The following is a 12,192-nucleotide window of genomic DNA, read 5'->3' on the forward strand; positions in this document are numbered from 1 at the left end:
CGGGGGGGCGGGGACGGCGGCGCCCCGGCCGGACGGGATGTCCTCGAAGCCGCGGCGGTGGCCGCGGCCGTGGCGGTCCTGGGAGTGGCGCTCGGGCTGCTGTGGCTGTGGCTGGCCCCCAGGGTTCCGCTGATCTCGGACGGCACGGCCGTCTACCTCAAAGACTCCGAGGGTGAGGAGACGGTCGGCGCCGACGGCACGTTCGTCCTGCTGGCCCTGGGCATCGGCGCGCTGAGCGGGGCCGCGGTCTTCCTCGCCCGGCGCCGCGGCGGTGTCGGCGTGGTGATCGGCCTGGCGGCCGGCGCGCTGGCCGGCTCGCTGCTGGCCTGGTGGCTGGGCGTACAGCTCGGCCCGGACCAGGACGTGGTCGCCCGGGCCAGGGCCGTGGGCGAGGGCCGGGTCTTCGACGCCCCGCTGGAGCTCCACGCCAAGGGGGCGCTGCTGGCGTGGCCGCTGGCCGCGCTGGGGGCCCACCTGGCGCTCACGTCCCTGTTCGGCCCCCGTGACCCCGAGCCGGCGCGTCCGCTCCACCCCGGGTGGGGGCCGCCGCCGGGCGGCGCGGAGGACCGGCCGGGGGCGTGAGGCCCCTCGGCGGCCGGTGCGCGGCCCCGCTCAAGGCACCGGATCCCGCCCGTCACACCCATCGCCTCGGTCCCGCTCGCCGCCTCGGCCCGCTGCCGGGGCGGCCGCCCGGCTACCGGGACCGGGCGATCGGCGCCGTCACCGCACCGGTGAGCTTCACCAGATCGGCCGGGGCCAGCTCGATCTCCAGCCCGCGGCGCCCGGCCGAGACGCAGACGGTGGCGTGCCCCTCGGCCGAGGCGTCCACCACCGTCGGCAGCGCCCTGCGCTGGCCCAGCGGGGAGATCCCGCCGCGCACATAGCCCGTGGCGCGCTCGGCCGCGGCAGGGTCGGCCATCGCGGCCCGCTTGCCGCCGGCCGCCGCGGCCAGAGCCTTGAGGTCCAGCGAGCCGGAGACGGGGACGACCGCCACGGTCAGCGCGCCGTCGACATCCGCGACGAGGGTCTTGAACACCTGCCCCGGGTCGAGCCCGAGCGCCTCGGCGGCCTCCTCCCCGTAGGAGGGGGCCGCCGGGTCGTGCTCGTAGGAGTGGAGGGTGAAGTCCACGCCCGCCTTCGTGGCGGCCACCGTCGCCGGGGTGCCCCCGGAACTCGTCTTCTGCTTCTTCCTGGCCATTCTCGCCGTGCCTCGCGTCGGTCGGTGCTGGTGTGCGGTCGCCGTTCCCCGGCGGCGCCGGGTTCCGGGGGCTTTCAGTTCGGGCTGGTCGGCACGCGGGTGAGATCGGCGGCGGGGACGGAGGGGAGCCTGCCGATCAGCGCCGTCTCGCGCCTGAGGATCCTCAGTTCCTCGGCCAGCCGCGTGGCGGTGTCCGGAGCCTGCAGGAGCCGCTGCTTGGCCGGGGTGTCCAGGACTGTGGCGGCGGCCACCAGGTACGACACCACCGACGGCTCGTCCGGCAGCTCCTGGCTCCCGGCCAGGGTCCTCTCCCGCGCGCCGGCCAGCTGCTTCTGGTAGGCGCGGAAGGCCCGCAGCACACCGGAGGCGAGCGCCCCCGCACCCTCGCCGCCGTCCTCCGCCAGCTCCTCGACCTCGCCGACCAGATACGGTCCCGAGGCGTCGACGGACAGCAGCCGGAAGCGGGTGGTGCCGGTGGCCAGCACCTCGTAGCCGCCCTCGTTCCCGCCGTCCCGCTCCCCGTCGCCGTCCCCGTCCTCGCCGGCCTCACCGCCGTCGCCGGAGCGCTCGCGGATGGACGTGGCGTCGGCGACGCAGCCCACCGTGTGGAAGGCGCGCATCGGATCGGGGCCGAAGCCCGCGGCCGGCCCGGCGGCGGCCCGCGCCGTGGGGTCCGGCATCCCGACCGAGGTGGGGGCGACCTCGCGGCCGTCCCGGATGGCGACCACCCCGAAGCGGCGCGGCGCGTCCTCGGGGATCTCCAGCAGGTCGCGCATCAGGGCGCGGTACCGCTGCTCGAAGATGTTCAGCGGCAGCACCAGCCCCGGGAACAGCACGGTGTTGAGGGGGAAGATCGGTAGGCGCGTGGTGGTCACAGCCGCAGCCTACGGCCTCCCCGCCGCGGGGCGCCTCCGTCATCCGCCACCCGCCCGCCGCACCCGCCCGCCGGGCACGCTCACTGGCGTCTCAGCAGCCGGGTGGCCCCGGCCGCGACCGTGGTGGCCAGCACCCAGCCGAGCATGATCAGCGCCGCGGCCGTCCACTGGTAGGTCCCCGCGGGTTTCCAGTGGCTGTCCTGGCCCAGGTCGATCACCGGCAGCAGCAGGTCCAGGACGTACAGCGGGGCGTTCCAGTGCGGCGACTCCCCCGGTTTGAGCGGGGCCGGCGGCCGCCGGGCGAACAGCACCGTGCCCGAGGCCCACAGCACCGCCATCCACAGGGCGGCCTGGCCCGGCCGGTAGCCGTAGGCGACCGTCCAGTCCTGCAGGTAGCCCCACAGTTTGGCGGCCAGCGGCAGGGTCTCGCGGCGGCGGCGCTGCTTGGCCAGCAGCACCGCGCGCGCGTCCGCGTCCTCGCCGCTGTTGCGCATCACCGCCGCGAGCTGCTCGTACGGCTCCGGGGCGTACTCCGGCGTCGCCGTCTCCAGCCACCGCAGCCGCTGGGCGAGGGTGAACCGGCCGCGCGGGATCAGGTTCTGGTAGGTGAACCCGGCCATCCACAGCCCCTCGTCCACCGGCCAGCTCTCCACCCTGTCCACCAGGTTGTCCACGGTCGCCCCCGCCAGCACCACCCGGCCGCCGCCCGGCCGCTCGGGCGTGAAGCACAGCTCCGGAGTCTGGACACGGCGCAGCGACAGCTCCTGGTCGCGCTGGAGGACGAAGCGCGCGTCGTCCAGCACCAGCGAGTCCCCGAACTTCCCGTCGTCCAGCTTCACCCCGCCGGTGCACTCGAAGCGCTTGACGCGCCGCACCATGTGGCTGTGCTCGTCCGGAGGCGGCCAGGCGGTGCCGCCCGGCGGAGTGGTGCCGTGGACGACCGGCAGCCGGCGCGGCCCGGAGGAGGCGAAGTGGGCGAAGTGCTCCACCGTCATCTGCGGCGCGTACAGCGCGTACTGCCCGTTGCCGCCGCGCAGGACGCTGCCGTACATGAACAGCGAGCCGCCGATCTCCGCGCCGCGCAGGCTCACCTCCCCCTGGGCGAGCATCAGGCTGGCCTGGAGGTCCTGGGCGATCTGGATCCCGTCGGCGGACAGCGACCGCACGCGCTCCCCGCGGCCGACCGTCATCTCGTTGAGCATCAGGTCCGTGCCTATGGAGGCGTCGGTGAGCCGGACGCCGCCGGGAACGGTGCAGCGCGGCAGGTGGAGATCGCCCTCGGTGCTCATCCGGGCGGCCTCCAGCCGGGGTATGTGGCAGTCGATCATGCGGGCGGTGACCAGCCGGCACTCGTGCAGCAGCACCTCCTGCTCGAAGCGGCACTGCCGGAACTCGAAGTACGGCTCGACCGTCCCGCCGGACAGGTCCAGCCGTCCCGTCACGTACGCACCGGTCAGCTGCAGCGACGCGACACGCCCGAGCAGCGGCGGCGGACCGTGCAGCAGGAGCAGGGCGACGACGCGGGCCCGCACCGTGCGCTGCGGCCCCCACTCGTGGTCGCCGTTCGGGTCGTCCAGTTCCGCCTCGCCCGAGCGCAGGTCGTGCTCGCTGCCGTTGCGGAAGGCCTGCCACATGCCCCACTCGGCGGTGGTCAGCCGGATCCCGGGCGGCGGATCCCCGTTGTTCGGAACATCACTCACGACATGTCCCCCAAGTCACAGATGGCACTGCGTGACGATCAATACGCTATCGGTCAGCACTGACATCTGGATGCCCCCTCCAGGCCCACCCGTACCGCGTATCACGCACTGATACGGAGCGCCGGGCACCGGATCGCGTCTGAGACACTGGGACACGTGCTTCGATCCGTATCCATGACCCGACTCGACCTGCGCGGACGCGACCTCGCCGCCGGGGTCGAGCGGGAGCTGCTGCCCCGAGCCGAACTCGACGTCGAGGCCGCCCTGGAGAAGGTGCGGCCGATCTGCGACGCGGTGCACCATCGCGGCACGGCCGCGGTGATCGAGTACAACGAGCGCTTCGACGGTGTGCGGCTGGAGCGCGTACGGGTTCCGGCCGAGGCACTGGACAAGGCACTGGCCGACCTCGACCCGGCCGTGCGGGCGGCGCTGGAGGAGTCCATCCGCCGGGCCCGGATCGTCCACCGCGACCAGCGGCGCACCGACTCCACCGTCCGCGTCGTCCCCGGCGGCACCGTCACCGAGCGGTGGGTGCCGGTCGAGCGGGTGGGCCTGTACGTCCCGGGCGGGCGGGCCGTCTACCCGTCGTCCGTGGTGATGAACGTCGTGCCCGCGCAGGAGGCCGAGGTCGGATCACTGGCCGTCGCCTCTCCGCCGCAGAAGGAGTTCGGGGGGCTGCCGCACCCCACGATCCTGGCCGCCTGCGCCCTGCTGGGCGTCGAGGAGGTGTACGCCGCCGGCGGCGCCCAGGCGATCGCGATGTTCGCCTACGGCACCGAGGAGTGCGCGCCCGCCCAGCTGGTCACCGGCCCCGGCAACATCTGGGTCGCGGCCGCCAAGCGCCTGCTCAAGGGCCGTATCGGCATCGACTCCGAGGCCGGTCCCACCGAGATCGCCATCCTCGCCGACGACAGCGCCGACGCCCGCCACGTCGCCGCCGACCTGATCAGCCAGGCCGAGCACGACACCCTGGCCGCCGCCGTCCTGGTCACCCCCTCCGAGGCGCTGGCCGACGCCGTCGACTCCGAGCTGACCTCCCAGGTGGCCTCCACCAAGCACGCCGAGCGCATCGCCGAGGCGCTGGCCGGGCGGCAGTCCGGCACCATCCTGGTGGACGACCTGGACCAGGGCCTGGCGGTGGTGGACGCCTACGCCGCCGAGCACCTGGAGATCCAGACCGAGAACGCCGCCGAGGTCGCCGCCCGGGTCCGCAACGCGGGCGCGGTCTTCGTCGGCCCCTGGGCCCCGGTCTCGCTGGGCGACTACTGCGCCGGCTCCAACCACGTGCTGCCCACCGGCGGCTGCGCCTGCCACTCCTCCGGGCTGTCCGTGCAGTCCTTCCTGCGCGGCATCCACGTCGTGGACTACACCCGCGACGCGCTGGCCGACGTGGCCCACCACGTGGTCACCCTGGCGGAGGCCGAGGACCTGCCCGCGCACGGGGCGGCCCTCAAGGCGAGGTTCGACTGGAAGGTGCCCCAGGGAAAGTGACCGGCATCGACGACCTGCCCATCCGGGACGAACTGCGCGGCAAGTCCCCCTACGGGGCGCCGCAGCTGGACGTACCCGTACGGCTGAACACCAACGAGAACCCCTACCCGCTGCCCGAGGCGCTGGTGGCCCGCATCGCCGAACGCGTCGCCGAGGCCGCCCGCGAGCTCAACCGCTACCCCGACCGCGACGCGGTGGAGCTGCGCGGTGAGCTGGCCCGCTATCTGACGCGCACCGCCGGGCACGAGGTCACCGCGGAGAACGTCTGGGCCGCCAACGGCTCCAACGAGGTGCTCCAGCAGCTCCTCCAGGCGTTCGGCGGGCCGGGGCGCACCGCGATCGGCTTCGAGCCCTCGTACTCGATGCACGCCCTGATCGCCCGCGGCACCGGCACCGGCTGGATCCCCGGGCCGCGCGAGGACGACTTCCGTATCGACGTGGAGGCGGCGAAGGCGGTCATCGCGGAGCGCCGGCCGCACGTGGTCTTCGTCTGCTCGCCCAACAACCCCACCGGCACGGCCGTCGACGCCGAGACCGTGCTGGCCCTGTACGACGCCGCCCAGGCCGCCCGGCCCTCGATGGTGATCGTCGACGAGGCGTACGGCGAGTTCAGCCACCGGCCCTCGCTGCTGCCGCTGATCGAGGGCCGCCCGAACCTGGTGGTCTCGCGCACCATGTCCAAGGCGTTCGGCGCCGCCGGACTGCGGCTGGGCTACCTCGCCGCCCACCCGGCCGTCGTCGACGCCGTCCAGCTGGTGCGCCTGCCCTACCACCTGTCCGCCGTCACCCAGGCCACCGCGCTCGCCGCGCTGGAGCACACCGACACCCTCCTGGGCTACGTCCGGCAACTCAAGGAGGAGCGGGACCGGCTGGTGGCCGAGCTGCGGGCGATGGGCTGCGAGGTCACCGACTCCGACGCCAACTTCGTGCAGTTCGGGAACTTCGACGGCCCCGGCGGCGCCCACGCGGTGTGGCAGGCGCTGCTGGAGCGGGGCGTGCTGGTCCGGGACAACGGAGTGCCGGGCCGGCTGCGGGTCACCGCCGGCACCCCGGCCGAGAACGACGCGTTCCTCGACGCGGTACGCGCAGTACTGAAGGAGAACAACCGATGAGCCGTGTGGGTCGCGTCGAGCGCACCACCAAGGAGACCTCCGTCGTCGTCGAGATCGACCTCGACGGCACCGGGAAGGTCGACGTGTCGACCGGGGTCGGCTTCTACGACCACATGCTCGACCAGCTCGGCCGCCACGGGCTGTTCGACCTCACGGTCAAGACCGAGGGCGACCTGCACATCGACAGCCACCACACCATCGAGGACAGCTCGCTGGCGCTCGGCGCCGCCTTCCGGCAGGCGCTGGGCGACAAGCGGGGCATCGTCCGCTTCGCGAACGCCTCGGTGCCGCTGGACGAGTCCCTCGCCCAGGTGACCGTGGACCTGTCGGGGCGGCCGTACCTGGTGCACAGCGAGCCGGAGAACATGGCGCCGATGATCGGCAGCTACGACACCACGATGACCCGGCACATCCTGGAGTCCTTCGTCGCCCAGGCGCAGATCGCCCTGCACGTCCACGTCCCCTACGGACGCAACGCGCACCACATCGTGGAGTGCCAGTTCAAGGCGCTGGCCCGCGCGCTGCGCTACGCCAGCGAGATCGACCCGCGTCAGACGGGCATCCCCTCCACCAAGGGCGCGCTGTGAGCGTCGCGCGCGCGGCTGCCGGGCCGCGGTCGGGGCTGATGCCCGCACTGTGCCGCGCGGGCGGAGAAGCTCACGGAAGAGATGCTGTGAGCGTCGCGCGCGCGGCTGCCGGGCCGCGGTCGGGGCTGACGCCCGCGCTGTGCCGCGCGGGCGGAGAAGCTTACGGAAGAGATGCCGTGAGCGTCGCGCGCGCGGCTGCCGGGCCGCGGTCGGGGCTGATGCCCGCACTGTGCCGCGCGGGCGGAGAAGCTCACGGAGAAGCGAACGGAGGAACGCTGTGAGCGGTGTCTCCATCGTGCTGATCTTCGTGGGACTCTTCCTGCTCGGCGGCGCCGTCTCCTTCTGGAAGCAGCGGATGCCCAAGGGGGTCATCACCCTGCTCGGCATCGGTGCCGCCCTGTCCCTGATCGCCGGAATCCTGCGCCTGGAGGTGTGGTCGTGACGGAGAGGAAGAAGGTCGTCGTCTTCGACTACGGCTTCGGCAACGTGCGCTCGGCCGAGCGCGCCCTGGCCCGGGCCGGCGCGGAGGTGGAGATCACCGGCGACTACGAGACCGCGATGAACGCCGACGGGCTGCTCGTGCCCGGCGTCGGCGCCTTCGCCGCCTGCATGACGGGTCTGCGCAAGGCCCGCGGCGACTGGGTCGTCGAGCGCCGGCTCGCCGGCGGACGTCCGGTGATGGGCATCTGCGTCGGCATGCAGATCCTGTTCGGCCGGGGCATCGAGCACGGTGTCGAGGCCGAGGGCCTGGACGAGTGGCCCGGCACGGTCGGCCCGCTCAAGGCGGACGTCGTACCGCACATGGGCTGGAACACCGTCGAGGCGCCCGAGGACTCCAGGCTGTTCGCGGGCCTGCCCGCGGACGCCCGCTACTACTTCGTGCACTCCTACGCCGTGCACGACTGGGAGCTTCGGACCACCAACCCCGCCATGGCGGCCCCCAAGGTCACCTGGGCCACCCACGGCGAGAGGTTCGTCGCCGCCGTGGAGAACGGTCCGCTGTGGGCCACCCAGTTCCACCCCGAGAAGTCCGGCGACGTCGGCGCGCAGCTGCTGACCAACTGGATCAGCACCCTCTAGCCCCACCCGCCACCACCGATCCCCAGGACCTTAGGACCGCCAGCTGATGAGCACCCACCGTCTCGAACTCCTCCCCGCCGTCGACGTCCGCGACGGACAGGCCGTCCGCCTCGTCCACGGTGAGTCCGGCACCGAGACCTCCTACGGCGACCCGCTGGAGGCCGCCCTGGCCTGGCAGCGGGCGGGAGCGCAGTGGCTGCATCTGGTGGACCTGGACGCCGCGTTCGGCACCGGCGACAACCGCGAGCGGATCGCCGAGGTCGTCCGCGCCATGGACATCAAGGTGGAGCTCTCCGGCGGCATCCGCGACGACGCCTCCCTGGCCGCCGCGCTGGCCACCGGCTGCACCCGGGTGAACCTGGGCACCGCCGCACTGGAGAGCCCCGAGTGGGTCGCCAAGGTGATCGCCGAGCACGGTGACCGGATCGCCGTCGGCCTCGACGTGCGCGGCACCACCCTGCGCGGGCGCGGCTGGACCCGAGACGGCGGCGACCTCTACGAGACGCTGGAGCGCCTGAACTCCGAGGGCTGCGCCCGCTACGTCGTCACCGACATCGCCAAGGACGGCACCCTCAAGGGCCCCAACCTCCAGCTGCTGAAGGACGTCTGCGCCGCCACCGACCGCCCGGTCGTCGCCTCCGGCGGCGTCTCCTCCCTTGACGACCTCCGTGCGATCGCCACCCTGGTACCCGAGGGGGTCGAAGGAGCCATCGTGGGCAAGGCCCTCTACGCCAAGGCGTTCACCCTGGAAGAGGCCCTGGAGGCAGTGTCCCGATGACGGAGTCCGCGGCGGTGGGACGGCAGAGCGACGCAGACGGGGAGACGGACGGGGACGGCCGGCGGCTCCGGCGCGTGCGGAGCGACAGCCCCTGGGAGGAGACCATCGGTTTCGCCCGGGCCGTCGAGATCGGCGACCGGATCCTCGTCGCGGGCACGATGCCCCTGGTCGACGGGGCGATCCAGGGCGAGGGCGACCCGTACGTCCAGGCCCGGACCGCCTTCGAGCGCGCCGTGGCGGCCCTGGAGCCGTTCGGCCTGGACGTCCGCTCCGTCGTCCGCACCCGCATGTACATAACCCACGCGCGCGACGTGGAGGACGTGGGCCGCGCCCACCGCGAGGTGTTCGGCTCCGTCCGCCCCGTCGCGACGCTCGTGGTCGTCTCCGGCTTCGTCGACTCGCGCGTACTGGTCGAGGTGGAGATCGAAGCCTTCCGCACACCGAAGGAGCACCCTTAAGTGTCCCTGGCCGTACGAGTCATCCCCTGCCTGGACGTGGACGGCGGCCGAGTCGTCAAGGGGGTCAACTTCCAGAACCTGCGCGACGCCGGCGACCCGGTCGAGATGGCCAAGGTGTACGACGCGGAGGGCGCCGACGAGTTGACCTTCCTCGACATCACCGCCTCCTCCGGCGACCGCGAGACCACCTACGACGTGGTGCGCCGCACCGCCGAGCAGGTCTTCATCCCGCTGACGGTGGGCGGTGGCGTACGCACCACCGAGGACGTGGACAAGCTGCTGCGCGCGGGCGCCGACAAGGTGGGCGTCAACACCGCCGCCATCGCCCGCCCGGAACTGATCCGGGAGATCGCCGAGCGCTTCGGCAGCCAGGTGCTGGTGCTGTCGGTGGACGCCCGCCGCTGCCCGGAGGGGACGGTGACGCCGTCCGGCTTCGAGGTCACCACGCACGGCGGCCGGCGCGGCACCGGCATCGACGCGGTGGAATGGGCGCACCGGGCCGCCGAGCTGGGGGCCGGGGAGATCCTGCTCAACTCCATGGACGCCGACGGCACCAAGGACGGCTACGACATCGCCATGGTCGGCGCCGTCCGCAAGCACGTCACCATCCCCGTCATCGCCTCCGGCGGAGCCGGGAAGCTCGCCGACTTCGCCCCGGCGGTGGAGGCGGGCGCGGACGCGGTGCTGGCCGCGAGCGTCTTCCACTTCGGCGACCTGCGCATCGGGCAGGTCAAGAGCGCCCTGCGCGAGGCCGGCCACCCGGTGCGCTGACCGACGGTCCGGACGGCCGGGCCGTCCGTGTCATGCGCCGTCACTCGCGGACCGCGGCCCGCGCGGCCCTGCGCAGGGCCGCACCCGCGTCCCGGGGAATCGGGTCGCCGTGCCCGAAGCAGGCGGTCTCCGTCTCCAGGGCGGCCAGCCGGCGGAACGACTCCATCGCGCGGGCACGGTCGAGGTTGAACACCCCCAGGATGGTGCGGCCCTCCGCGTTCGCGACGGCGTCCCCCGTGAACAGCACCCCGTGCGCGGGCAGATGGAGCGCGATGCTGCCGTCGGTGTGACCGGGCGCGGCCACCACCCGGGCCCCACCGCCGAAGTCGACCACGTCCCCGTCGGCCAGCTCGCGGTCCACCCGGCACGGCGGGGCCGCGGGCAGCGGGGGCAGGTTCTCGTACAATTCGCGCTCCCAGCCGGGCGCGTCGGTGAAGTCCGGCGGCGGACCGGGCGCCTCGCCCCGGACGAACGGCGCGTCCAGCCGGTGCGCCATGACGGTCGCGCCGGTCAGTTCCGCGAGTTCGGCGGCGCCGCCGGCGTGGTCCTCGTGGAAGTGGGTCAGGACGATGCGGTCGATGTCCCCGGGCTCGTGGCCCAGCCCCCGGACGGCCGCGGCGACGGCGGCCCCGGAACCGGCGGCCCCGGCGTCCACCAGGGTCAGCGAGCCGGGGTCGCGCCACAGATACGCCTGGCCGACGGCGAAGGCGAACATGTGCAGTTCGGGCAGCACTCGGGTGGTCTCCATGGACCGCACCCAAGCACGCGCCCGGCCGCCGCGCCGCGCGGTTCACCGTCGGCTTGAACGGAAGGAGAGCCTCCAGGCGTCAGAGGCCGAGCTTCGCCTCCCGGACGCGCGCCACGGACTTATCGTCGCCCTCCAGCTCCACCCGCGCCGCCTCCTGCCGGCCGGAGACGAAGAGGAGCAGCTCACCGGGATCGCCGGTGACGGTGACCACGGGGGTGCCCTTGCGGGCCACCGCCACCTGGCCGTTGGGGCGGCGCAGCACCAGGCCGACCGGGCACCGGCGGCCGTAGGCGCGGGCGGTGGTCTCCAGCCGCCGCCACAGGGCGTCGGCGAGGACCGGGTCGATCTCGCGCGGTGTCCAGTCCGGCCGGGCCCGCCGGACGTCCTCACCGTGGACGAAGAACTCCACGGTGTTGGCCGCCTCGTCGACCTGCTTGAGGGAGAAGGGCGACATCTTCGGCGGCCCGGTGCGGATGAGCTGGATCAGCTCCTCGTACGGCTTGGCCGCGAACTCCTGCTGCACCCGCTCCAGCCGCGGCTGCAGCGCCTTGAGGAGTATTCCGCCGGCGGCGTCCGCGCGGCGTTCGCGCACCACGACGTGGGCCGCCAGCTCCCTGGTCCGCCACCCCTCGCACAGGGTGGGCGCCTCGGGTCCGTGGGTCTCCAACAGATCGGCGAGCAGAAGGCGTTCGCGCCGGGCGTGGGTCGACATACGGCCACCCTACGACCGTGTGCCGGCCCACGCCACGCACCGCGCCCGGGGTCAGCCCGGCAGCGGCGCGTCCAGCTCCGGGCCGTCCACCTTGTTGCTGAGCGTCAGGGAGCAGGTGACCTGGTCCTCACCGCGGTTGTACGTCAGCAGCGTCGGATAGATGGCGTAGTAGTAGTAGGTCCTGTCCTGCGGCATCCGGGCCAGCCGCTTCTCCACGTCCGCCTTGCACAGCGACATGACCTCCTTCTGCAGCTCCGCCTGGGTGTCGAAGTCGCCGGTGATCGTCTCGTTGGCTATCACCTCGCCGTCGTGGGGCCCGTCGCAGGGCCGCTCCTCGACCCCGGTGACATCGCTGCTCAGCGCCGGGTGGTCGAAGCAGGTGCCCGGGTCGAGCACCACGTACAGCACGAGGTCGCTGGGCATCGCATCAGGCGTGGGCGCGTCCGTGGACGGCTCCTGTGCCGGCTCGTCGCTCGCCTCGGAGGTGGGGGAGGGCTCGGTGGAGGCGGAGGCGCTGGGCGTGCCGCTCGACCTCGCCCGCTCCTCGCCGCTCCCGCCGTCGGCGGCCAGCAGCACGCCCCCGACGATCAGCCCGGCGACGAGCACCGCGGCGATGATGATCGCGGCGACCTTCCCGCCGCTGCCCCCACCGCCTCCGCCCGGCGGGGGAGGGTAGGGGCCG

Annotated in this window: 15 protein-coding genes; 9 read left to right on the plus strand and 6 right to left on the minus strand. The window is 73.5% G+C overall.

Annotated features, from left to right (window positions below; genetic code table 11):
• On the plus strand, positions 1–582 hold a 582-nt coding region (locus L7D48_RS15545; protein ID WP_237880036.1), incomplete at its 5' end, for a hypothetical protein.
• Positions 583–694: 112 nt separating this feature from the next.
• Here the strand turns inward: L7D48_RS15545 and ybaK are convergent.
• From ybaK to L7D48_RS15560, 3 genes are all read right to left on the minus strand, one after another.
• Complete coding sequence (gene ybaK / locus L7D48_RS15550) at positions 695–1,198, minus strand: Cys-tRNA(Pro) deacylase (RefSeq protein WP_237880037.1); 504 nt, start codon at positions 1,196–1,198, stop codon at positions 695–697.
• A 74-nt stretch (positions 1,199–1,272) separates the two neighbouring features.
• Positions 1,273–2,073 carry an LON peptidase substrate-binding domain-containing protein gene (locus tag L7D48_RS15555; RefSeq protein WP_237880038.1) on the minus strand — a complete coding sequence of 267 codons (801 nt, stop codon included), beginning with the start codon at positions 2,071–2,073 and terminating at the stop codon, positions 1,273–1,275.
• 80 nt (positions 2,074–2,153) lie between these two features.
• A complete protein-coding gene (locus tag L7D48_RS15560; protein WP_237880039.1) occupies positions 2,154–3,773 on the minus strand; it encodes an oxidoreductase in 1,620 nt (539 codons plus the stop codon).
• A gap of 174 nt (positions 3,774–3,947) precedes the next feature.
• Here L7D48_RS15560 and hisD point away from each other — a divergent pair, with 174 nt between their 5' ends.
• The 8 genes from hisD to hisF all read left to right on the plus strand — a co-directional run bounded on the left by hisD (position 3,948) and on the right by hisF (position 10,050).
• Entirely contained in the window at positions 3,948–5,264 is a 1,317-nt protein-coding gene (gene hisD, locus L7D48_RS15565) for a histidinol dehydrogenase (RefSeq protein ID WP_237880040.1), read from the plus strand.
• Entirely contained in the window at positions 5,261–6,376 is a 1,116-nt protein-coding gene (locus tag L7D48_RS15570; protein WP_237880041.1) for a histidinol-phosphate transaminase, read from the plus strand. Before hisD ends, L7D48_RS15570 begins: the two co-directional genes overlap by 4 nt.
• Entirely contained in the window at positions 6,373–6,963 is a 591-nt protein-coding gene (gene hisB / locus L7D48_RS15575; RefSeq protein ID WP_093655257.1) for an imidazoleglycerol-phosphate dehydratase HisB, read from the plus strand. The genes L7D48_RS15570 and hisB overlap by 4 nt, the downstream gene beginning before the upstream one ends.
• A 277-nt stretch (positions 6,964–7,240) precedes the next feature.
• Positions 7,241–7,405, plus strand: a complete 165-nt coding sequence (locus L7D48_RS15580) for a hypothetical protein (RefSeq protein WP_206346454.1) — start codon at positions 7,241–7,243, stop codon at positions 7,403–7,405.
• Positions 7,402–8,043, plus strand: coding sequence for an imidazole glycerol phosphate synthase subunit HisH (gene hisH, locus L7D48_RS15585; protein WP_237880042.1), 642 nt, complete (start codon positions 7,402–7,404; stop codon positions 8,041–8,043). Before L7D48_RS15580 ends, hisH begins: the two co-directional genes overlap by 4 nt.
• 46 nt (positions 8,044–8,089) lie before the next feature.
• Positions 8,090–8,821, plus strand: a complete 732-nt coding sequence (gene priA, locus L7D48_RS15590; RefSeq protein WP_237880043.1) for a bifunctional 1-(5-phosphoribosyl)-5-((5-phosphoribosylamino)methylideneamino)imidazole-4-carboxamide isomerase/phosphoribosylanthranilate isomerase PriA — start codon at positions 8,090–8,092, stop codon at positions 8,819–8,821.
• On the plus strand, positions 8,818–9,279 hold the full coding sequence (locus L7D48_RS15595) for a RidA family protein (protein WP_237880044.1): 462 nt from the start codon (positions 8,818–8,820) through the stop codon (positions 9,277–9,279). The genes priA and L7D48_RS15595 overlap by 4 nt, the downstream gene beginning before the upstream one ends.
• Complete coding sequence (hisF, locus tag L7D48_RS15600) at positions 9,280–10,050, plus strand: imidazole glycerol phosphate synthase subunit HisF (RefSeq protein WP_237880045.1); 771 nt, start codon at positions 9,280–9,282, stop codon at positions 10,048–10,050.
• Positions 10,051–10,090: 40 nt separating this feature from the next.
• On the opposite strand, the gene L7D48_RS15605 is transcribed toward hisF, so the two are convergent.
• The 3 genes from L7D48_RS15605 to L7D48_RS15615 all read right to left on the minus strand — a co-directional run.
• On the minus strand, positions 10,091–10,798 hold the full coding sequence (locus L7D48_RS15605; RefSeq protein ID WP_237880046.1) for an MBL fold metallo-hydrolase: 708 nt from the start codon (positions 10,796–10,798) through the stop codon (positions 10,091–10,093).
• 79 nt (positions 10,799–10,877) lie between these two features.
• On the minus strand, positions 10,878–11,510 hold the full coding sequence (locus L7D48_RS15610) for a TIGR03085 family metal-binding protein (RefSeq protein WP_237880047.1): 633 nt from the start codon (positions 11,508–11,510) through the stop codon (positions 10,878–10,880).
• Between the two features lie 51 nt (positions 11,511–11,561).
• A partial coding sequence (locus L7D48_RS15615) for a hypothetical protein (RefSeq protein ID WP_237880048.1) occupies positions 11,562–12,192 on the minus strand: 631 nt, incomplete at its 5' end.

Origin of the sequence: Streptomyces sp. ICN903 (assembly GCF_022015835.1) — a bacterium.
GTDB lineage: Bacteria > Actinomycetota > Actinomycetes > Streptomycetales > Streptomycetaceae > Streptomyces > Streptomyces fenghuangensis.

What these genes read in the sequence shown, in the direction of transcription:
- L7D48_RS15605 (WP_237880046.1), bottom strand. Translation starts at nt 10,798, where the DNA reads ATGGAGACCACCCGAGTGCTGCCCGAACTGCACATGTTCGCCTTCGCC.
- priA (WP_237880043.1), top strand. Translation starts at nt 8,090, where the DNA reads ATGAGCACCCACCGTCTCGAACTCCTCCCCGCCGTCGACGTCCGCGAC.
- hisD (WP_237880040.1), top strand. Translation starts at nt 3,948, where the DNA reads ATGACCCGACTCGACCTGCGCGGACGCGACCTCGCCGCCGGGGTCGAG.
- ybaK (WP_237880037.1), bottom strand. Translation starts at nt 1,198, where the DNA reads ATGGCCAGGAAGAAGCAGAAGACGAGTTCCGGGGGCACCCCGGCGACG.
- L7D48_RS15610 (WP_237880047.1), bottom strand. Translation starts at nt 11,510, where the DNA reads ATGTCGACCCACGCCCGGCGCGAACGCCTTCTGCTCGCCGATCTGTTG.
- hisB (WP_093655257.1), top strand. Translation starts at nt 6,373, where the DNA reads ATGAGCCGTGTGGGTCGCGTCGAGCGCACCACCAAGGAGACCTCCGTC.
- L7D48_RS15595 (WP_237880044.1), top strand. Translation starts at nt 8,818, where the DNA reads ATGACGGAGTCCGCGGCGGTGGGACGGCAGAGCGACGCAGACGGGGAG.